Origin of the sequence: Paenibacillus terrae, from assembly GCF_005217525.1 — a bacterium.
GTDB lineage: Bacteria > Bacillota > Bacilli > Paenibacillales > Paenibacillaceae > Paenibacillus > Paenibacillus terrae_C.
Genome location: NZ_PNXQ01000014.1, coordinates 168,801 through 187,776, shown reverse-complemented (window position 1 = coordinate 187,776; position 18,976 = coordinate 168,801). Strand labels below are relative to the sequence as shown.

Here is an 18,976-nt window from a genome sequence, read left to right as displayed (position 1 = left end):
CAAAGCACTGCCAATCTATGCAATCCGCGAAGGAGGAGTCCTCATGTCCACCGCTATCTCTATCTTCGATACAACACTGCGCGACGGAACTCAAGGAGAAGGAATTAGCTTGTCTGCTGACGACAAATTGAAAATCGCCAAAAAACTCGATGATCTCGGTGTCCATTATATTGAAGGCGGGATTCCCGGGAGCAACAGCAAGGATATCGAATTTTTTAAACGGGTGCAAGAACTGGGACTCAAGGCCAAGATTGTTGCCTTTGGCAGCACACGCCGTAAAGATAGCATAGCGGCACAGGATGCCAACCTACAACGGATTCTGGAATCCGGCGCCCAAGCGGCTACTCTCGTCGGCAAATCATGGGATTTTCATGTACACACAGCCTTACAGACGACACTCGAAGAAAATCTGTCCATGATTTACGACTCCATCGCCTTTTTAAAGCAAGGGGGCATGGAGGTTATTTTTGATGCCGAGCATTTTTTTGACGGATATAAAAACAATCCCGAATATGCCCTCGCCGTCATGAAAAAAGCGGAAGAAGCAGGCGCAGACTGGCTTGTCATGTGCGATACCAATGGCGGCACCATGCCGCATGAGATACAGGAAATTGTCACCACACTGCATAGCCAGCTCACAAGGTCAAAGCTGGGCATTCACACACACAATGACTGTGAATTGGCTGTAGCCAATACACTGAGTGCAGTGCAAGCAGGCGCGAGACAAATCCAAGGTACGATTAACGGATACGGCGAACGTTGTGGTAATGCTAATTTATGCTCCGTCATTCCAAATTTGCAGCTCAAGCTCGGCTACGGGTGTTTGGACTCCGACAAGTTAAAGCAGCTTCACAACACGGCCCGCTTTGTCAGCGAAGTTGCCAACGTGAATTTGCCAGTGAACCAGCCTTATGTCGGCAATGCTGCCTTTGCCCACAAAGGTGGTATCCACGTGTCAGCTATTCTGCGCGACTCGCGAACCTATGAGCACATCGCTCCCGAACTGGTAGGCAACAAGCAACGGGTACTTGTCTCTGAACTTGCCGGGCAAAGCAATGTTGTGTCCAAGGCGCAGGAGCTGGGCATAACCTTTGATCCGTCCAGCAATGAGGCACGTGGGGTCATTAGCCGCATCAAGGAGCTGGAGCATCAGGGCTACCAGTTTGAAGGGGCCGATGCTTCGCTGGAGTTGCTCATTCGTGAAGCAGGCGGCGAAGTGAAGGAAATGTTCACATTTGAGTCCTTCAAGGTGCTGGTGGAGAAAACAGCGGGGCGTCCGGTTGTATCCGAAGCGTTCTTGAAGCTGAATGTTGCAGGCACAAGCGTTTATACTGCCGCTGAAGGCAACGGTCCGGTCAACGCGCTCGATAACGCACTGCGTAAAGCTCTTTCTCAATATTTTCCGGCACTGCGCGACATGCATCTGGCCGACTATAAAGTACGTGTACTTGACGAAAAGGATGCCACCGCCGCCAAGGTACGCGTGCTCATTGAATCCAAAAATTACGAGGACGTCTGGAGTAACGTGGGCGTATCCGAAAATGTAATTGAAGCCAGTTGGGAAGCACTGGTGGACAGCTTCCGTTATGCGTTGCTGGAAGCTCCGTCTCCGAAAAATCAGCAGAACGAACTATCGCCCCAAGGACTGGTAAATCACTGATTGGATGGTCGGTCTTTGATGTATGCTTTTTATTTAATAAGCGGTGTCTTTTGCGGTCTATTCGGCCCCTAAAGACACCGTCTTTTTTTGCAGTAACTCGATTTTTCGTTCCAGTTCCCGTTCGCTAATCATCCCGATTATGATTTCACGCACCTGACCATCACGGTCAACCATAACATTCGTCGGAAATGCAACACCCCCAAACCGTTCAAACAGCGCCCCTTGCTCATCCAGCAAAACCGGAAATTGAAGGTTTAGCGAGCGGGAAAACTTTTTCACATTCTCCAACCGATCATAGCGTGTTACATTAATACCATATACGTCCACATCGTGCTTGTATTTGCTATATAGCTCATTCAGTACAGGTGCCTCCAAACGGCACGGATCGCACCATGAGGCCCAGAAGCTTATTATCAGCGCTTTGTTGCGCTTGACTCCCATATTGTAGGATTTGCCGTCCAAACCTTTTAAAATCATGGAAGGAAGCGGTTGACCAGGCTGTATCTTTTGCATCACTTCTATAGTATCTAACTCTGTATCTCCCCCTTTGCCAGCTTCAAGTCTTTCTCCGTCCTCATTTTCCTCCTGAGTTTGCACATTTTTAACCGGTACGCTTGTCGCATAAGTATAAGTCATGTTTGTTACTCCTCCCGATGAAGCTACTCCTACAATCAGCATAACTATCAGGAATTTAATAAAAACAACTTTTTTCACAGTACAATCACCCGGCCTTTCATCTGGTTCACTCTCACCTTCTCCATATAGTGCCCATCCTGCTCCCATCTCTACCCCTTCCAATCTATGCAGGTACACAAAAAACAGCAAACCCACGAATGATCGCAGACTTGCTGTAATGTGGTCCTATATTGAAGCTTGTGCCTTGTACTGAATCAGGCATGGCTTAAATGAGCATACACATCTGCCAAATTGGTCACATTACGCTTCAGCATTTCCTGAACGTACGCCACCCACAGCTTTGCCGTCATTTTCGCGTCCTCTAACGCATGATGCCGTCCCTGAATCTGTATGCCCTGATAGGTCAGCAACTCATCCAAACTATACGTTTGGTGCTGCTGCGGCTCCAGCCATTTGGCGAGCATCATCGTATCCAGAACACGATGGGTCAGTTGCACTTTAGATGTTTTCCATAACGCAGCATTCAAAAAAGCCTTGTCATGAGCGCTGGCATGCGCTACAAGCACCCGTCCTCCTACAAAGGACATAAAGTCATGCAGCCCATCCATAAGCGGCAAAGCCTCATCTGTCATTTCCCGGGTAATTCCGGTAAGCTCCGTAATGTGTTCAGGAATTGCCGTACGTGGATTGACAAGCGTGTAAAATTGCTCTTTTTCCATAATCGTATCCCCGACAACCCGAATCGCACCGAACGATAAAATCTCATCTCCGTGCTGCGCTGAAAATCCCGTGGTTTCCAAATCAAAAACAACCGTTTCCAAACGCTCCAATGGGATCCGTAATACTTCAGAGCGCCGTTGCTCCCGGGTCAAGGAACGTATAAAGGCCATCTGCTGAGCCGTAGGAGCTCCCATCACAGAGGCGATGGCAGACGGCACCCCCCCTCTGCGAAGAGCGTTCCAAAAGCCGCCTCCCTGCGCTGGTTCCTTCATGACCTTCTCCCTTCCGTAAACCGCAACTGTCTTTGCAGCGCACGATGCAGCCGTCGCACCGTTGAAAGCGCCTCGCGCAGTTCATGCCAGCCCTTACCTTGCTTCAACGGTTTGACAGAAAGATAACCCTTGCTAACCAAGAGTCCGTTCTTCTCCTGCACCGGAGTAGCCATCCGAAGCTGAAGCGCGATCCGAAAGGCCCGCTCGCAAGCATCCAGCAAAGGAGACGGTGCTGCTTCCAGCAGCGCGAGCCGCCTGAGCCTTTTCAACGTAGAGGTCTCCTCCACCCCGTGCTGCAAAGCCCAAAACCGTACTGCATTTACCAACGGGATGTACAAACCGTATTTCACATCAAAATCACCCGCGTGCTCCCCGAAGCGCTCGGTAACGATCTGACCCAAAATATTAAGTGTCGCTTTATGCCTTACGGTGTTCCTAAGTACCGCGGACGGCAAATCGGGATGCTTGCGCAGCAACGCATAAAAGTTTCGTTTCCATTGTGCTGACAATCGCTCATCTCCAGCGATATGCTTCATGTCAGACGAGATAATCAGATACCGAATCGGCTCCCAGGCAAAATCATCCGACCATTTTGCCAGCTGCTCCTGCCATTCAGATAATGTTTGTCGCCATAGCGGCTCTGAACACATTACCTTCCCTTCACATTTCGGATATCCCAAATATTCCAACATTGCTGACACCCTCCGGCCGAACTCCATAAAATATGTTTCTTTCCCGGCAGATGCAGCATCACTGATAATCATACCGTTATCCTGGTCACTCCACAGCGTCGACTCCGAGCGTGCCATGCTGCCGAAGGCAATAAATGCGTAAGGGACGGGAGGAGGGCCGAAGCCATCCTCAACCATCCCTTTTTCGCACATTTGCACAGCACTGGCCGCAATGCGGTCATGCATATCATTCACCGTTTGTAACCAGTCTGATAACGGAGCGGAGGCTTGGGAAGCCAGCAGCCATTTCTGAGAATCGACCCTGGCCAGCCTTAGCGATTCAGGCGTATCTGCATGATCAATCGCTTCGGCTGAACTCACCCAAGGTGCCGTATTTTGCAATTCCATACTTCCATCTCCTCCGCTCATCCATACTGGCTTTTATATTTTACATATTAGCTTACAGTCCCAGAACGCTTCTCAGCCTCGGCAACCAACTTCATTTGCTCAGGGTAGCCGTACGTACCATGCTCGCTGATATCCAGTCCCATCGTTTCTTCCTCTTCTGTAACACGAATACCCATAATGGCTTTCATCGAACCCAGAATAATGAAGGAAATGACGAACACGAAAGCCAAAGTGCCTATCAGGCCTAGCAGCTGCACTCCCAATTGCGTAAATCCACCACCATAGAACAGCCCCGCTTGACCGACACCTGTTATTTTCACCAGCTCAGGAGTAGCGAACAATCCCGTGGATACTGCACCCCACATCCCCGCAACACCATGCACGGAGAATGCATATACCGGATCATCTACTCTTGCACGCTCAAACCATTGTGCTGTGAAGAAGGTGACAATCCCTGCTACCGCACCGATGACCAGAGCAGCCCAAGGAGCTACAAAAGCACAAGAGCCAGTAATGGCAACCAAAGCCGCCAGCACACCATTCAGCATAGCCGGAATATCTGCTTTTCCATATACCATCCAGGATACGAGTAGAGCGAAAACTCCGCCTGCTGCAGCCGCAATATTCGTAGTCAATGCCACATATCCGAAAAATCCGTCATTCATAGCCGATACAGCACTACCCGGGTTAAATCCAAACCAACCAAACCAGAGAATAATAACCCCCAGAATGGAGTATACCTGATTATGTCCAGGTATACTGTTCGGCTTGCCGTCCTTGTTGAACTTGCCCAGTCTCGGTTTCAGCAGCAATGTAGCGACAAGTGCCGCCGTAGCTCCTGTCAGATGGACTACCGTCGAGCCGGCATAATCCTGCATGCCCAGCTTGCTAAGCCAGCCGCCGCCCCATACCCAGTGAGCTACAACCGGATAGATTACGATGGAGAACAAAATACCGAAAATGATGTATACACTTAATTTTGCACGCTCTGCCATTCCCCCGCATGCGATAGAAAGAGATACCGCCGCAAAAGCAAAGTGGAACAAAAACATGATTGTAATCGGAACATCCAGACTTGAAAGGGAGTCAAAAGATACAGCAGCATCCGTGCCGCTCATAAAGAAACCCGTTAGCCCCATAAATCCGTTGCCGCCATCGTTACCAAAGCCTAGCCCGAACCCGAGAGCCCAGAAAGACAATGCAGCAACGCCCGTGGTGAGTATCGTTTTACCAGCGACATGCCCTGCATTCTTCATTCGTGTGGAGCCAGCCTCCAGCAACGCAAATCCCGCCTGCATGAAAAACACAAGAATAAATGCCAAGAAGGTAAATGCCGTGTTTAATCCTGCTTGAAGCTGAATATTTGTCGGACCATCAGCAGCGAACGCCCCTACCGGAAAAGCCAGTACCGTCAGCATGGCCAGTAATGCAACAAACCACTTTTTTCTCATGAAGCCCACTCCCTCGAATGTTAAGTTTCTTTACATTTCGTGAAATTCTTATTGTCATTATAATCAGAATACATGAAAATTGACAAGATTTTTTTTATTATCTGAAAAAAAATCAATTACGAACTTTCTATGTCATATTTACTAACTATAAAAGTAGCTTGTTTTTCACCCTTAAAAAAGCATGACGTTTGACTGTACGGTTGGGAATCATGTAAAATATTTTTATAAGCACTCTGTTTGCAGATGCGTAATATGAAAGGCTGAATGAAGAGCGCGAGGTGAGGACAGATGGGGATATGAAGCTATACCGAATTGGCGAGCTAGCCAAGACGGCTGGTGTCAGCGAACGGACCATTGATTATTATACGAAGCTTGGTTTGATCACACCTGAAGAACGGTCTTTGAAAAATTATCGGCTATACAATGATGAAACTTTAAAAAGGCTTGAACGTATTAACCAAATGAAACAGGAGAAGTATAGCCTTGAGGAAATCAAACAGACCTTAATGAAGTGGAATTCGGTTTCTGGTGAAGAGCACGTCACCGACAAGCTGACAAGTCTGGAGATGCACATGCAGCGCCTGGAGCGGGAAGTCAATGAGCTACAACCTCTTTTGGGGCAGCTCAAGCCCGTTCAAGCGCGTAAGCTGCTTACGGGTCTACTACCACAAAGCGCCGCTTGTATCGAAGCTCTGAAGTATTTGCTTGAGCATAGCTCCATGATGTAGATTCCCGGGCTGTATGATGAAATAATAATGGAGGGTTGCTTTATGATGGGAATGTATATATTGATTATTCTTGCGTTCGGCTTATCCCTATGGGCGCAATTTCGCGTTAAAGGTACCTTTAACAAATGGTCTGATGTGCCCAATGAAAACGGCATGACAGGCTACGATGCCGCCCGGCACATGCTGGATCGCAACGGTTTGCATGATGTGCCCATTGAACCCGTACCCGGTGCGTTATCTGACCACTATGATCCGATGCAACGCGTAGTACGCTTGTCCGAACCTGTATATTATGAAAAATCTATTTCCGCAGTTGCTGTGGCTTGTCACGAGGTTGGTCATGCGATTCAGCATAAAGAGCATTATCCTATGCTCGCCCTACGTCACCGGATTTTCCCGATTGTCAACTTCGCATCCGGTATTGCACCGTTTCTGCTGATTGCCGGGTTCCTGTTCAGCTACACTAACCTGATCGGCTTGGGCATTATCTTTTTCTCGGCTACTGTCGCTTTTCAATTAATTACATTGCCAGTCGAATTTAATGCTTCCAACCGCGCCCGTGAAATTATGGTGTCTGAAGGATTTATCCGCAGTGATGAAGAACGAGGTGTAGCTAAAGTATTGAATGCCGCTGCATTAACATACGTGGCCGCCACTCTCGTTTCCTTGCTGGAGCTGATTCGCCTGATCGGTATCTTCAACAGCCGTGACTAATCGCTTTTGTAGCAAAAAAGGTTGTTCCTCCGCCATGATGATGGTAGAGGAACAACCTTTTTATGTTCTATCCAATTCTCTATACTCGCCTGTCCGTCAGTCCGCTTTAACACTTCCATCCATCACAGTACTGCTACCTTGAAGGCCGAAATATTGCAACAAAAAAGTACGGAACGATTTGGCAACCAATGGAAGCTTGTCATCTCTACGGTGAATTAAGCCAATGGTTCGCGTCACTTCGGGATCAACAATCGACACTCTCGCAGGTTGGAGAGGATTGGTTTGGAACAGCGCCATCTCCGGTAAAAGGCTGACCCCCATACCTGCGGCAACTAATCCGCGGATCGTATCCGTCTCCTCACCTTCAAAAGCGATGTCCGGCGTAAATCCAGCCTCAAGACAAGCCTGCCAGACAATCGGGCGCAGGGAGTAACCATCTCTGAACAGAATGAACTTTTCTCCTTTAAGCTGATCCAGCGTGATATGCCCGGCTGAAGCCAAGGGATGATTAGGAGGTAGTACCGCAAACAGTTCCTCAGTCAGCACCACATCTCCCTCGACATGATCATGACGATCTGGAAAAGGGGATACAAAAGCCAAATCCACCTCACCCGCTAACACATCACGGATCAGGCTCGGATACATCCCCTGTTTAAATCTGAATTTAACATTCGGATACCGTTTGCGAAATTCAGCTACAACCGTAGGAATAAGATGAATGCCTAAACTATGCGGGAAGCCTATTCGAATTTCTCCACCCTCGGGGTCTAAAAACTCATGGACCTCCAGAACAGCCCGCTCCAAATCCTTTATAATCGTTTCAACCCGCTTGCAAAATAACTGCCCCACCGGTGTAAGCTGCAAGTTGCGACCCTTCTGCATAAAAAGGTTCACCCCCAGCTCCTCTTCAAGCTGATGAATTTGCCGACTGACCGCAGATTGCGCCACATGCATCTCCTCGGCTGCCTGAGTGACATGTTCCTTTTGCGCTACCTTCATGAAGTATTGCAACTGTCGTAGTTCCACTCCGTTATTCGCTCCAATCTATTTTTCAACATCAGGAAGAAGAGGTTAGATGAACCCCTCCCTCTTTCTCGCTCTGCTGACTGACGGTAAAGCTGTCTTTAGTGACGTTTACGTTGGCCAGTCAATCTGATCATTAATCCATACAGGAAAAACCCGCTGAGCAGTCCTCCAAAATGGGCGGTCCAGTTAATGTTCGCCACAGCAAACGAAAACAGGATACCAAAGCCGAGCAGCGTGTACAACGTTTTGCGCGAGGCCTCATCCATAAGCGTCCGCTGGAACAGGGCAACGTACAAAAATGCACCGTAGATGCCATATATCGCTCCTGAGGCCCCTACAGAGACCGTGGTTTCCGCTACCATGTTGTAATGCGCAATAGACAGTAAGTTTCCTACAATACCTGTAGCGAGGTACAACAGCACGTAGCGAAAGGACCCGAGCAGACGTTCCAGCGGCGGAGCAAATACGAGAATCGCAAAGGAATTAAAGAAAAGATGATCAAACCCCGCGTGTAAAAACATAGCTGACACATACCGCCATAACTGGTCGGTAAAGGGCTCCTCATTGATCAGGGCTCCATACCGGATCAGTGTCAAACTATTTTCCGATCCACCATGTACAGTCAGCACAATAAACATCACGATATTGATAAATAAAATCAAACAGGTTACCGGGTAAAAACGCAAATAACTTTTCCAGTTCTCATAACGTAAAAAAATCAATGTAATCCTTCCTTCATAGGTGTCTCCACCTTATTCAAATTGGACAATGTCTTTTATAAAAGATTATAATAGATTTCAGCACCGATAACCAATGCTAAAAACCAAGGAGGCTATTACATATGGCACAAGAACGTAAAGAAGTTGCTACTTTTAAAGGCAATCCTTTGACTCTCGTGGGTCCTGAACTGAAAGTTGGTGATCAGGCACCTGATTTTAAATTGCAAAAAAATCTACTGGAAGCTACTACGCTTCAAGACTTTGCAGGTAAAGTCAAGCTAATCAGCGTTGTTCCTTCTCTCGATACAGGCGTATGTGACGCACAAACCCGTCGTTTTAATCAAGAAGCGGATTCTCTTGGGGATCAAGTCGTGATACTGACTGTCAGCGTCGATCTGCCGTTCGCTCAAGCTCGTTGGTGCGGCGCTGCGGGCATTGACCGTGTATTGACACTATCCGATTACAAGGACCATTCCTTTGGTGAAGCCTACGGCGTGTTCATTAAGGAATTCCATCTGGATCATCGCGCTATTTTCGTTATTGATCAAAACGATAAAATCGCTTACGTAGAGTACTTGAGTGAAATGTCCGAGCATCCTGACTATGACCAAGCGATTGCAGCAGTGAAGAAGCTCCTCTAATTTACGCTGCTTGCGTTAAGGACTGATACAAATACTAAAAAAGCGAGTGAAGGGTTGCCTTCCTCGCTTTTTTGACGTTTATCTGCCACTTTGCTGCTCACACGCTGCAATCACTGTACAACCTTATGAGCGGACAGTTTCTTGTCAATCATAGCGAACAACTGCAAAATAATGCGATAATTTGCACCCAGATCCCCCAGCGATCCACGTGATGCAGAATAAATATCCACAGCACTCCGAACTGGCGAGACGGACAGTATAGAAACGGTAATGTCGACAGTTCTGCCGAATGCCGTCCGCTTCTCAAGCGTAATCTCACCTACGGATGGCACCTCATGCAGCACCTTGTAACCAGGAATTTTTTTTAAAACGGACGATACCTCTTCCCAAGCCTTGTCTCTCGATAAGTTATAATAGCGTGTCTTCATTTGGGGGTCTTTGACCCGGTCGCTTGTACTTTCTTGGCTGCGCACAATCCCTACCAGAGTCCTCTTCAACGACAAGACATTTCCTCCTTCACGATAATCGTTGCTGAACACAGCACACCGACTCCCCTTTGCTGCAAGCGCTTTATAAAAACGTTAAAACAACAAAGTGAACCCGATCATACCTGCAGTATGCGATTGAGTACCTTATTTCTTATTTTAGCATTGTTACATACAAAAAACACCCTATTTCTGCACGGAGCAGTATCAGGGTGTGTTGATTACGTCATTGAGTACCCGCCGATGCCGTCCGACCATAGCGTCTTCTGAACCTGCTTTAGCAGGTGGGTGACCGCAGGACAAACTTTTGAAGTCCCCTTGTCAAAATTGACAGGGCTTTTCAGCTGTCCACCCGTATTGGTCTCCCTAGACATTGTCATTGGTTCAAAACAACAAATGATCGTAACGTGCATCGCAGGATGTGACCTTATTATAGCGCTTCTCACTTGGAAAGTAAATGCCAGGAGAAATCTGTTTTATTTTTGGAGGTTATCACTTTTCTTGTCTTTCGTGCTTGCTTCCTCTTCGTCTTTCTGTTTCATCTTTTCCATCTGATCCTGCATTTTGAGGAACGTTCCATAAAAATTAAAGAATGCGAACCAGGCCACCACACTACCAATGAAGAACAAAAACAGCACAGGGTATTTGGCCCCAATAAAGATAACAACCGCGCTACCGAGCATAGTAGAAAATACACGGAACGGTCGAATGAGCGTCAGCAAGACCGCATTTTTGATCAGTTGTCCGATGGACATATGATAATGAGCAACCATCGAGAAAAAGTTAAACATGGATACGAGCAAAATAATGATGAGAATAAGCATGATAATGCCTACAATTTGCAAATTGCTGAGCTGCGTCATATACACGGTATAATCCACATACATAATGACAAACAGCAGCGTGTAAAAGATGCCTCCAATCAGGCTCTGCTTGTAGTTTTCCTTGTATCCTTTAAAAAAAGTACGAAACACACCTAAATCCGTATCGCCCATTACCCATTTGCGAACAACGCTAAACATGGCCGATGTAGCCGGGAATAAAGTAAGCGGTGCCAAAAAAGCCATCGCCCAATTCATTTGTAAAGATTCATTAACCAAGTTCTGATTCATCACAAGTAGTTTGAGTATGAGGCAGAACATAAAAGGCGACGAGCATAACACCCATAACAAATTGGTAGCCGCCAGTCGGGTAATCCATTCAGTCAGGCGATAAATACCACCCATAGCTCCTTTAAACTCCAACGTTAGCCTCTCCCTCCGCAAGCCTTGGCAGTTCCACGGCTCATGTTGCTGTGCCTGTAAATTCCGGCTGTTGACTATATCATACCGTATATCATCCCCAATGCGCCAGTGAAATCAATACTTCGGGAATCGAAGCAGATTGCTAAGAAATTTTATACTCATTGAGTTCATAGCAAAAAAACCGAAGCGAGAATTCACTTCGGCTTTCCTGTTATTCAATTCTTATTCAGAAGAGGAATCATCGCGTCTTGCAGGACGACGAGTTTCTCCGCTATTGCTTGGACGTGGTCTGCGATCTCCGCTATTGCGGCTTGCGGAATCACGGTTGTAGCTACCGCCTTCTTTGCCGCCACGGTTGTAGCCACCATATCCGCCTTTGCTGCCACTACCGCTGCCGCCAGTACGATTGGAGTTATAACCACCGTTACTGCGTCCGCTGTAGTTAGACGGCTTGCGTCCGCCGGAACGAACATCCGGTTTACGACGTTTTGCACGAATTGGATCTTCCGGAGTCAGTTCAATAGACGCTTCTCTTTTCTCGCCAGTCATAAGCTTCAAAGCTGCGGAGAGAAGTTGTACGGAGTCATACTGCTCCAGCATTTGAATAGCTAAGCCTTTGTATTCGTTCAGCTCACCGCTTTCTACAGCCTCTAGGAGACGTTCTGCGATGATGCGTTGTTTGCCTTCCAAAGCTTCAGCCAAGGTTGGAAGCGGCTTACGCGCAATACGGTGACGAGTTACGCGTTCAATGAAATGCAGATGATCAATTTCACGAGGCGTTACGAAAGACCATGCTTCCCCTTCTTTACCTGCACGTCCAGTACGTCCAATACGGTGAACATAGCTTTCCGGATCTTGCGGAAGGTCAAAATTCACAACGTGAGATACACCGGAAACGTCCAAACCACGGGCAGCTACATCAGTTGCTACGAGCACGTCAATGCTTCCATCGCGGAATTTGCGCATTACAGCATCACGTTGGTTCTGAGACAAGTCACCATGCAAACCGTCAGCGGAATATCCACGTTTTTGCAGAGCTTCAGCCAGCTCGTCTACCCGACGCTTGGTGCGACCAAATACGATAGCAAGTTCTGGAGATTCCATGTCGATCAAACGGCTCAAAGCTTCGAATTTTTGACGTTCAGGAACTTCAATGTAGGCCTGATCAATCAGTGGAGCACTAACTTGTTTAGGGATAACTGAAACATGCTCAGGGTTTTTGAGGAATTGTTCAGCCAGTCTTTTGATATTAGGAGGCATCGTAGCCGAGAAAAGCATCGTTTGACGCTCGTCCGGAACCTGCTTCAGAATGGATTGGATATCTTCCATAAAGCCCATATCCAACATTTCATCCGCTTCATCCAAAACAACGGTGTTTACGTCTTCCAGCTTGATGGTTTTGCGGTTAATATGGTCGAGCAAGCGACCTGGTGTACCAATGATAATTTGAGGTTTCTTTTTCAAAGCGCGAATCTGGCGCACGATATCTTGACCGCCATAGATCGGCAGGGTGCGAAGGCCTTTGAAGCGGGACAGCTTTTCGATTTCTTCAGCTACCTGAATGGCAAGCTCACGTGTAGGTGCCATAATCAGTGCTCTGATTTTGTCGTCGTTTCTAGAGATTTTGCTGATCAATGGAATACCAAAAGCTGCGGTTTTACCTGTACCTGTTTGGGCTTGGCCAATCATGTCTCTTCCTTGCAGCGCAAGAGGAATGGATTGGGATTGAATCGGCGTCGCTTCTTCAAAACCAAGCTCTGTAATCGCCTCAAGTACTTTCGGTTCAAGATTAAATTCTGCAAATGTCGTCAAATTTATTCAAACTCCTTCATAATGGTGGATGTGGTGGACAATCCACAATGTTGTCTGTATTCTTAAGTAGCGATATTATTGTATAGGTTTTCCCAATACAGTAACAGTTTATTTAGGCCTATAACTGCATCATTCTGTATAAACTCGGGTAACCTTATCCGATACATCTTAAACGAATTTATCCTTTTTAAAACAGTTTAAATTTTAAGTGTTTCTCTGGACAGAAGGTCCCTACTCAAGAATATCCACATCGCATTATAGCACAAAACAATTCATGAATACCAGCAAGTTGCTTTCCGTATATTTTAAATGAGGTGAAAAAACGTTGTTAAAAATAGTGTTAAACTGTTTTGTTGTCATTTTGGGGGCCGCTGCTATAGCAAGCGGTTTTAATCTGTTTCTCGTGCCCCACCACCTGCTGAGCGGCGGAGTAGCAGGGCTTTCCATGTTAATTGGCTACTTTACAAAATTCGATATCAGCGTGATGTATTTTGTTCTGAACATCCCGATGCTTATTGCTGGCTGGTTTATTTTAGGCAAGCGATTTATTAGTATGAGTATTTTATCTGTTGTCGCTACAACATGGATTTTGGCCTGGATTCCAGTGCAAGCTCTCGTTAAAGATACGCTGCTTGCCTCCGTTTTTGGTGGAGTGTTGATTGGCGTTGGAGCAGGGATCTCCTTTCGGGTGGGAGGATCTACTGGCGGCTTTGACATTATCGGCTCCATTGTCACCCGTTACCGCGATTTCCCTGTAGGGACCGTGATCGTCGGTTTGAATGGACTGGTTATTCTGGCAGCGGGATATCTGAATCAAGACTGGAATATTGCCCTTGCATCCATGTTATCCATTTTCGTGACCGGCAAGGTGCTGGATCAGATTTATGTGAGCCACACCAAAATAACCGTTTACATCATCACAGAGCATACTGAGAAATTGCTCAGCCGAATGCTGACGACTCCACGTGGAGTCAGTAAAATTAAAATTGAAGGTGCATTTTCTCATACTGAAAAGGATATGCTGATGACAGTTACAACACGCTACGAGCTGGCAGAACTGAAACGCATTATTAAGCAAGTGGATCCCTCTGCTTTCGTTAATATCGTGGAAACAGTAGGAGTTATGGGCTCTTTCCGTCGAAGATAAGCACGAACCCAAGTGTCAAAATGTCGTTTCTGTGGTACACTATACGTGCGCTGTTCCCATACTATATAAAGACCAGCTTTACCTGCTATTTCACAGGCACTTTGCTTTTCCGATTCGTACCGAATGATTCTGATGGAATGATTCCGAGCAGGAAAGGGTGATTTTTGTGGAAATGGAAACGGTAAAACTGTCCGACATTGTCTTGAGGTGGTATCCAGAAATGCTCCCGTTTCTCAAAAAGAATGAGCTGAACTCGATGATTGTACTTCGGGACGGGATGGCCATTCTCAAGCCCACGGATGCGCTCGAAATTATTCAGTACAGTATTTGTGAGCATCAGGACAATACGTATCTTCAGTAAACATCTTCATTAAATCTCTCCACCAAGTGCCGCTCCTTCCGGTTGCAGTCCGCAGCCACGAAGAAAGCGGCATTATTTATGCCATTTTACGGATTCAATGGACACGGGTTGGGTTAATCATGTAAGACTGTGCCTGATGATTCCAGCATTGGTTACAACCGTGTTGTTTTTTCGATACATAACTTTACGTATAATCAGGTAAGCGACATACATAAGGGAGAGAGTTAAGAAATGAGTATGATTTGGGCAATTATGCTATTGGCAATAGGAATGGGCGGAAACGAGACACAATCAGTCAACGGCCCAAATGTAAAAGATACGGTGGCAACGACAATCAACAGCGCGATGATTCAGGCCCAACAAAGTGATCTGAAGGTGGATGCATCCAATCCTCCAGTTAAAATTGACCCCCAGCCGACGACTCCTGCTATCAAGGGGATTTATGTCACGGCTTATAGCGCAGGCGGTTCACGTATGACCCAGTTGCTTGAACTGCTAGACAAGACAGAGCTCAATTCCATGGTTATTGATATTAAAGATGATGCAGGCTACATCACCTATCCAACGACCAATCCCGAATTGCTGAAATTGGGTAAGCCGCAAAAATTCATTCGGGATATCTCCGGTTTGATGGAGCGATTGAAAAAGCATAACGTTTACCCAATTGCCCGTATTGTTGTTTTTAAAGATACGGTATTAGCCAACAAGAATCCCGAAATGTCCTTCCGTAATCCTGACGGCTCTGTCTGGAAAAACGGCAAGGGAGACGGGTTCGTTAATCCCTACAATAAAGAGGTTTGGGATTATAATATTGCTATCGCCAGGGAGGTGGCAAAGCTGGGCTTCAAGGAAATTCAGTTTGACTATGTACGTTTCCCTGAAGGCTTTGAGAAAAGAGCGGACAAGTTGAAATATACCAAATCCGATCAATCACGTGTAGATGTGGTCGCTGAGTTCGTGCAATATGCCCGTAAAGAGCTTGCTCCACTGGGTGTGCGGGTATCGGTAGATATTTTCGGGTATGCCGCTTCCGTTCCTGCTGCAGAGGGAATCGGACAGGATTTCGCCAAAATTTCGGAAAACGTGGATGTCATTTCTCCTATGATCTATCCTAGTCACTATACTACAGGCTGGTTCGGTGTAAAGGACCCCGACAAAAATCCGTACCAGACCATTAAGGGTTCGATGGCGGATACGCACAAAAAGCTTGACCCGACAGGCAAGCTGAAACCGATCATTCGTCCATGGATTCAGGATTTTACCGCAAGCTGGTTGGGAAACGGTCATTATGCCAAATATGGTAAAACCCAGGTTGAGGATCAAATTCGAGCGCTTAAGGACATGAAAGTGGATGAATATTTACTCTGGAATGCTACAAACCGCTATACGAGCGGAGTAACGTACAAATAATCCATATATCCCGGTCTTATTATTAATTTTAAGAAATACACCCAATGATTTAGAAGTTTCGAAGGCTGTCCCATTCGTTTGATCATGGGTACAGTCTTTTTTGTTGCTGTTCAAATGCTGCCGCATCCCTTACAATAAATACTTGACATGTTATGATATATTCGATTGATAACTCCAAGTAAGTGAGGACATAAAAATGCAATTAACTCTAACTAACAGCCAGAAATGGAAGCAGCTTTTTAACATTTTGCTCCCTATTCTGGTAACACAGCTTGCACTATCCGCGATGACTTTTTTTGATACTAATATGTCAGGACACTTTTCTTCTGCCGATTTGGCTGGTGTAGCCATCGGTGTGAGTCTGTGGGTACCCGTGCAAACAGGCCTCAACGGAATACTTATGGCCGTTACCCCTATTGTATCGCAATTGGTTGGAGCACAGCGCAAGGACAAGGTTTCTTACTATGTCATTCAGGCGCTGTGGCTTTCACTCACTCTATCCATGATTGTTCTGATTGCAGGTGTTTTTCTCGTTAAGCCCATTCTCCACGGAATGAATCTGGAGTTGAGGGTTCATAATGTGGCTTTGTACTACCTTTGTGCGATGGCCTTCGGCATTGCCCCGCTCTTTGCTTATACGGTCCTTCGGAGCTTTATGGATGCGCTGGGACAAACTCGGTTTACAATGACCATCACACTGATGTCGTTACCCATCAATGTCTTGTTGAATTACTTACTTATTTATGGAAACTGGGGGTTTCCGCGCCTGGGAGGTGTGGGTTCCGGAGTGGCAACTGCCGCCACGTACTGGATTGTTATGCTTGTTGCTGGCATCACCGCACATCGGGGAAGGATATTTGCCGAGTACGAGGTTTTCAGCAAGATATACGGCATCGCTGCTAGCGCTTGGAAAGAGCTTATCAAAATCGGCGTACCCATCGGCTTTGCGATCTTTTTCGAGACCGCTGTCTTCTCAGCTGTTACCCTTTTCATGAGCAGTTATAATACGGCAACAATTGGGGCACATCAGGCAGCTATGAACTTTGCATCCACGCTGTATATGATTCCACTCAGCATTTGTATGGCACTCACGATTCTAGTTGGGTATGAGGCAGGGGCAGGACGATCGCGGGATGCAAAAATATACAGCGTAATGGGGATCAGCAGTGCGATTGGCCTGTCATTGATCACGGCTGTTGTGCTTGTGATCTGGGGCGAACAGGTCGCCCGGCTGTACTCCACCGATCCACAGGTTATTCAGTTAACGCAACATTTCCTGCTCTATGCGATTTTCTTTCAAATATCCGACGCTATTGCTACACCTACTCAAGGAGCACTGCGTGGGTATAAGGATGTCAATTCGGCCTTTCTGATTACGTTCCTGGCCTATTGGGTTATCGGACTTCCTGTAGGGTATATTATCGCACGTTGGACATCATTTGGTCCCTACGGCTATTGGATTGGCTTGATTACAGGTTTGGCCGCGGGAGCAGTGGCACTTCTCTTCCGCCTGCTGGTTGTACAACGACGTTTTACCGAAAATAAACGACGCGCAGAGGCTGTTTAGCCTTTGCGTATCAGCGTGTTTCCATGACATAGGCAGTACCCGAAGCTATTCTTTTTTTCTCCACAATAGCTACTTCGTTCAGTTTCGGAGGATACAGAAAATGTCTCTCCACATGCTGATCTACAGCCTGGAATGCCTGCTCCTCATTTTCCGCAACGAGAATAACCGTTAAGGCTCCTTCCGAGCTGTCCACTTCGATTTTGAACAAATACATGGTTTATTTCCTCCAGATCTGCTTTAAATGTTAAAAAATAAGCGGATGACTGGAGTCATCCGCATGAATTTAAGAATTCCTAAATGTGAATCAATTTGTTACTAAAACAGCTTTCATTACTGGGACAAGCGCAAAGCCAGCTCGTAAAGCTCCATATTGAATTCTTTTTTCGTATTTACGACCTGATCAATATCTGTGGCTACCAGCTTGCCGTCAATCGTTCCACAAGCCTTGTCAGATACGCCCTCAATCAATTGACGAACAGCAAAGTCACCCAAACGGCTTGCCAGATTACGGTCAAATGCGGTTGGTGTGCCTCCACGTTGAATGTGCCCAAGCACTGTTACACGCGGCTCATAATCCGGACAGTTTTCCTGGATTACCTGTGCTACGGTCTCGCCTTTGCCTGCGCCTTCAGCAACGATAATGATACTATGGCGTTTGCCATGCTTAAAGTTTTGCTTCATCCGATCAGATACTTCATTCAGGTCAAACTCTACCTCGGGTACCAAAATCGTTTCCGCACCGGAAGCCAGACCTGCATGCAAAGCAATATCGCCGCAATGACGTCCCATAACTTCTACGATAGAAGAACGCTCATGCGATGACATCGTATCACGCAGCTTGTTGATGGCGTCCACTACGATACTAACTGCCGTATCAAAACCAATCGTGTAGTCAGTGAAGGAAATGTCATTGTCAATCGTACCTGGAAGACACATGGTTTTAATTCCTTGCTTGGTCAGTTTGTTAGCCCCTTGATAGGAACCGTCTCCACCAATCACGACTACACCATCAATTCCACGGTCACGCAAAATTTGTGCGCCTTTTTTCTGCCCTTCTTCAGTCGTAAATTCCTTGCATCTTGCAGATTGAAGTACAGTACCCCCACGTTGGATAATATCTCCGACACTTCTCAAATCCATCGGGAAAATATCATCATTCAACAGGCCCTGATATCCGCGCTGAACCCCGAATACTTCAAGTCCAAAATACAAGCCACTGCGCACAACGGCGCGAACTGCGGCGTTCATCCCCTGTGAATCTCCACCACTCGTTAATACTGCGATTTTCTTAACTGCTGTCATGA

19 protein-coding genes and 1 other RNA gene are annotated in these 18,976 nt (G+C 46.6%); 8 read left to right on the top strand and 12 right to left on the bottom strand.

Features of this window, described 5'->3' with window-relative positions; translation table 11 throughout:
* Positions 1–43: 43 nt before the first annotated feature.
* Complete coding sequence (gene cimA, locus C1I60_RS15575; RefSeq protein ID WP_137062562.1) at positions 44–1,660, top strand: citramalate synthase; 1,617 nt, start codon at positions 44–46, stop codon at positions 1,658–1,660.
* A gap of 57 nt (positions 1,661–1,717) precedes the next feature.
* On the opposite strand, the gene C1I60_RS15570 is transcribed toward cimA, so the two are convergent.
* The 4 genes from C1I60_RS15570 to C1I60_RS15555 all read right to left on the bottom strand — a co-directional run bounded on the left by C1I60_RS15570 (position 1,718) and on the right by C1I60_RS15555 (position 5,818).
* Complete coding sequence (locus tag C1I60_RS15570; protein ID WP_252361733.1) at positions 1,718–2,296, bottom strand: TlpA family protein disulfide reductase; 579 nt, start codon at positions 2,294–2,296, stop codon at positions 1,718–1,720.
* Positions 2,297–2,550: 254 nt separating this feature from the next.
* The gene (locus C1I60_RS15565) at positions 2,551–3,288 is read right to left on the bottom strand and encodes an exonuclease domain-containing protein (RefSeq protein WP_137062560.1); all 738 of its coding nucleotides are present in this window, start codon (positions 3,286–3,288) and stop codon (positions 2,551–2,553) included.
* Positions 3,285–4,367, bottom strand: a complete 1,083-nt coding sequence (locus C1I60_RS15560) for a DUF294 nucleotidyltransferase-like domain-containing protein (RefSeq protein ID WP_137062559.1) — start codon at positions 4,365–4,367, stop codon at positions 3,285–3,287. Before C1I60_RS15560 ends, C1I60_RS15565 begins: the two co-directional genes overlap by 4 nt.
* 47 nt (positions 4,368–4,414) lie before the next feature.
* Positions 4,415–5,818, bottom strand: coding sequence for an ammonium transporter (locus C1I60_RS15555; RefSeq protein WP_137062558.1), 1,404 nt, complete (start codon positions 5,816–5,818; stop codon positions 4,415–4,417).
* A 296-nt stretch (positions 5,819–6,114) separates the two neighbouring features.
* On the opposite strand from C1I60_RS15555, the gene C1I60_RS15545 reads away from it, so the two are divergent.
* Positions 6,115–6,546, top strand: coding sequence for a MerR family transcriptional regulator (locus tag C1I60_RS15545; RefSeq protein ID WP_014280862.1), 432 nt, complete (start codon positions 6,115–6,117; stop codon positions 6,544–6,546).
* 42 nt (positions 6,547–6,588) lie between these two features.
* On the top strand, positions 6,589–7,260 hold the full coding sequence (locus C1I60_RS15540; protein WP_137062557.1) for a zinc metallopeptidase: 672 nt from the start codon (positions 6,589–6,591) through the stop codon (positions 7,258–7,260).
* 96 nt (positions 7,261–7,356) lie between these two features.
* Here the strand turns inward: C1I60_RS15540 and gltC are convergent, their stop codons facing one another.
* Both gltC and C1I60_RS15530 read right to left on the bottom strand, forming a co-directional pair.
* Positions 7,357–8,286, bottom strand: coding sequence for a glutamate biosynthesis transcriptional regulator GltC (gene gltC / locus C1I60_RS15535; RefSeq protein ID WP_137062556.1), 930 nt, complete (start codon positions 8,284–8,286; stop codon positions 7,357–7,359).
* Between the two features lie 98 nt (positions 8,287–8,384).
* Positions 8,385–9,008 (bottom strand): rhomboid family intramembrane serine protease, encoded by a 624-nt coding sequence (locus C1I60_RS15530; protein WP_137062555.1) that lies wholly within the window; start codon positions 9,006–9,008, stop codon positions 8,385–8,387.
* Positions 9,009–9,127: 119 nt separating this feature from the next.
* On the opposite strand from C1I60_RS15530, the gene tpx reads away from it, so the two are divergent.
* Entirely contained in the window at positions 9,128–9,646 is a 519-nt protein-coding gene (tpx, locus tag C1I60_RS15525) for a thiol peroxidase (RefSeq protein ID WP_137062554.1), read from the top strand.
* Positions 9,647–9,756: 110 nt separating this feature from the next.
* On the opposite strand, the gene C1I60_RS15520 is transcribed toward tpx, so the two are convergent.
* The 4 genes from C1I60_RS15520 to cshA form a co-directional block, all read right to left on the bottom strand.
* Positions 9,757–10,149 carry a DUF1499 domain-containing protein gene (locus tag C1I60_RS15520; RefSeq protein ID WP_137062553.1) on the bottom strand — a complete coding sequence of 131 codons (393 nt, stop codon included), beginning with the start codon at positions 10,147–10,149 and terminating at the stop codon, positions 9,757–9,759.
* Positions 10,150–10,361: 212 nt separating this feature from the next.
* A non-coding RNA gene (gene ssrS, locus C1I60_RS15515) (6S RNA) lies at positions 10,362–10,555 on the bottom strand.
* 52 nt (positions 10,556–10,607) lie between these two features.
* Positions 10,608–11,375 carry a YesL family protein gene (locus C1I60_RS15510; RefSeq protein ID WP_137062552.1) on the bottom strand — a complete coding sequence of 256 codons (768 nt, stop codon included), beginning with the start codon at positions 11,373–11,375 and terminating at the stop codon, positions 10,608–10,610.
* A gap of 222 nt (positions 11,376–11,597) precedes the next feature.
* Entirely contained in the window at positions 11,598–13,187 is a 1,590-nt protein-coding gene (gene cshA, locus C1I60_RS15505) for a degradosome RNA helicase CshA (RefSeq protein ID WP_137062551.1), read from the bottom strand.
* Between the two features lie 325 nt (positions 13,188–13,512).
* Here cshA and C1I60_RS15500 point away from each other — a divergent pair, with 325 nt between their 5' ends.
* The 4 genes from C1I60_RS15500 to C1I60_RS15485 all read left to right on the top strand — a co-directional run bounded on the left by C1I60_RS15500 (position 13,513) and on the right by C1I60_RS15485 (position 17,672).
* Positions 13,513–14,334 (top strand): YitT family protein, encoded by an 822-nt coding sequence (locus C1I60_RS15500; RefSeq protein ID WP_137062550.1) that lies wholly within the window; start codon positions 13,513–13,515, stop codon positions 14,332–14,334.
* A gap of 172 nt (positions 14,335–14,506) precedes the next feature.
* On the top strand, positions 14,507–14,695 hold the full coding sequence (locus C1I60_RS15495; RefSeq protein ID WP_082067170.1) for a hypothetical protein: 189 nt from the start codon (positions 14,507–14,509) through the stop codon (positions 14,693–14,695).
* Positions 14,696–14,926: 231 nt separating this feature from the next.
* Positions 14,927–16,105, top strand: coding sequence for a putative glycoside hydrolase (locus C1I60_RS15490; RefSeq protein WP_137062549.1), 1,179 nt, complete (start codon positions 14,927–14,929; stop codon positions 16,103–16,105).
* A 196-nt stretch (positions 16,106–16,301) separates the two neighbouring features.
* On the top strand, positions 16,302–17,672 hold the full coding sequence (locus C1I60_RS15485) for an MATE family efflux transporter (protein WP_137062548.1): 1,371 nt from the start codon (positions 16,302–16,304) through the stop codon (positions 17,670–17,672).
* Between the two features lie 10 nt (positions 17,673–17,682).
* On the opposite strand, the gene C1I60_RS15480 is transcribed toward C1I60_RS15485, so the two are convergent.
* Together C1I60_RS15480 and pfkA are read right to left on the bottom strand one after the other, a co-directional pair.
* Positions 17,683–17,886, bottom strand: coding sequence for a DUF3906 family protein (locus C1I60_RS15480; protein ID WP_137062547.1), 204 nt, complete (start codon positions 17,884–17,886; stop codon positions 17,683–17,685).
* Between the two features lie 116 nt (positions 17,887–18,002).
* The gene (pfkA, locus tag C1I60_RS15475) at positions 18,003–18,974 is read right to left on the bottom strand and encodes a 6-phosphofructokinase (protein WP_137062546.1); all 972 of its coding nucleotides are present in this window, start codon (positions 18,972–18,974) and stop codon (positions 18,003–18,005) included.
* Positions 18,975–18,976 lie beyond the last annotated feature (2 nt).

What these genes read in the sequence shown, in the direction of transcription:
- cimA (WP_137062562.1), top strand. Translation starts at nt 44, where the DNA reads ATGTCCACCGCTATCTCTATCTTCGATACAACACTGCGCGACGGAACT.
- C1I60_RS15570 (WP_252361733.1), bottom strand. Translation starts at nt 2,296, where the DNA reads ATGACTTATACTTATGCGACAAGCGTACCGGTTAAAAATGTGCAAACT.
- C1I60_RS15565 (WP_137062560.1), bottom strand. Translation starts at nt 3,288, where the DNA reads ATGAAGGAACCAGCGCAGGGAGGCGGCTTTTGGAACGCTCTTCGCAGA.
- C1I60_RS15560 (WP_137062559.1), bottom strand. Translation starts at nt 4,367, where the DNA reads ATGGAATTGCAAAATACGGCACCTTGGGTGAGTTCAGCCGAAGCGATT.
- C1I60_RS15555 (WP_137062558.1), bottom strand. Translation starts at nt 5,818, where the DNA reads ATGAGAAAAAAGTGGTTTGTTGCATTACTGGCCATGCTGACGGTACTG.
- C1I60_RS15545 (WP_014280862.1), top strand. Translation starts at nt 6,115, where the DNA reads ATGAAGCTATACCGAATTGGCGAGCTAGCCAAGACGGCTGGTGTCAGC.
- C1I60_RS15540 (WP_137062557.1), top strand. Translation starts at nt 6,589, where the DNA reads ATGATGGGAATGTATATATTGATTATTCTTGCGTTCGGCTTATCCCTA.
- tpx (WP_137062554.1), top strand. Translation starts at nt 9,128, where the DNA reads ATGGCACAAGAACGTAAAGAAGTTGCTACTTTTAAAGGCAATCCTTTG.
- C1I60_RS15495 (WP_082067170.1), top strand. Translation starts at nt 14,507, where the DNA reads ATGGAAACGGTAAAACTGTCCGACATTGTCTTGAGGTGGTATCCAGAA.
- C1I60_RS15490 (WP_137062549.1), top strand. Translation starts at nt 14,927, where the DNA reads ATGAGTATGATTTGGGCAATTATGCTATTGGCAATAGGAATGGGCGGA.
- C1I60_RS15485 (WP_137062548.1), top strand. Translation starts at nt 16,302, where the DNA reads ATGCAATTAACTCTAACTAACAGCCAGAAATGGAAGCAGCTTTTTAAC.
- C1I60_RS15480 (WP_137062547.1), bottom strand. Translation starts at nt 17,886, where the DNA reads ATGTATTTGTTCAAAATCGAAGTGGACAGCTCGGAAGGAGCCTTAACG.
- pfkA (WP_137062546.1), bottom strand. Translation starts at nt 18,974, where the DNA reads ATGACAGCAGTTAAGAAAATCGCAGTATTAACGAGTGGTGGAGATTCA.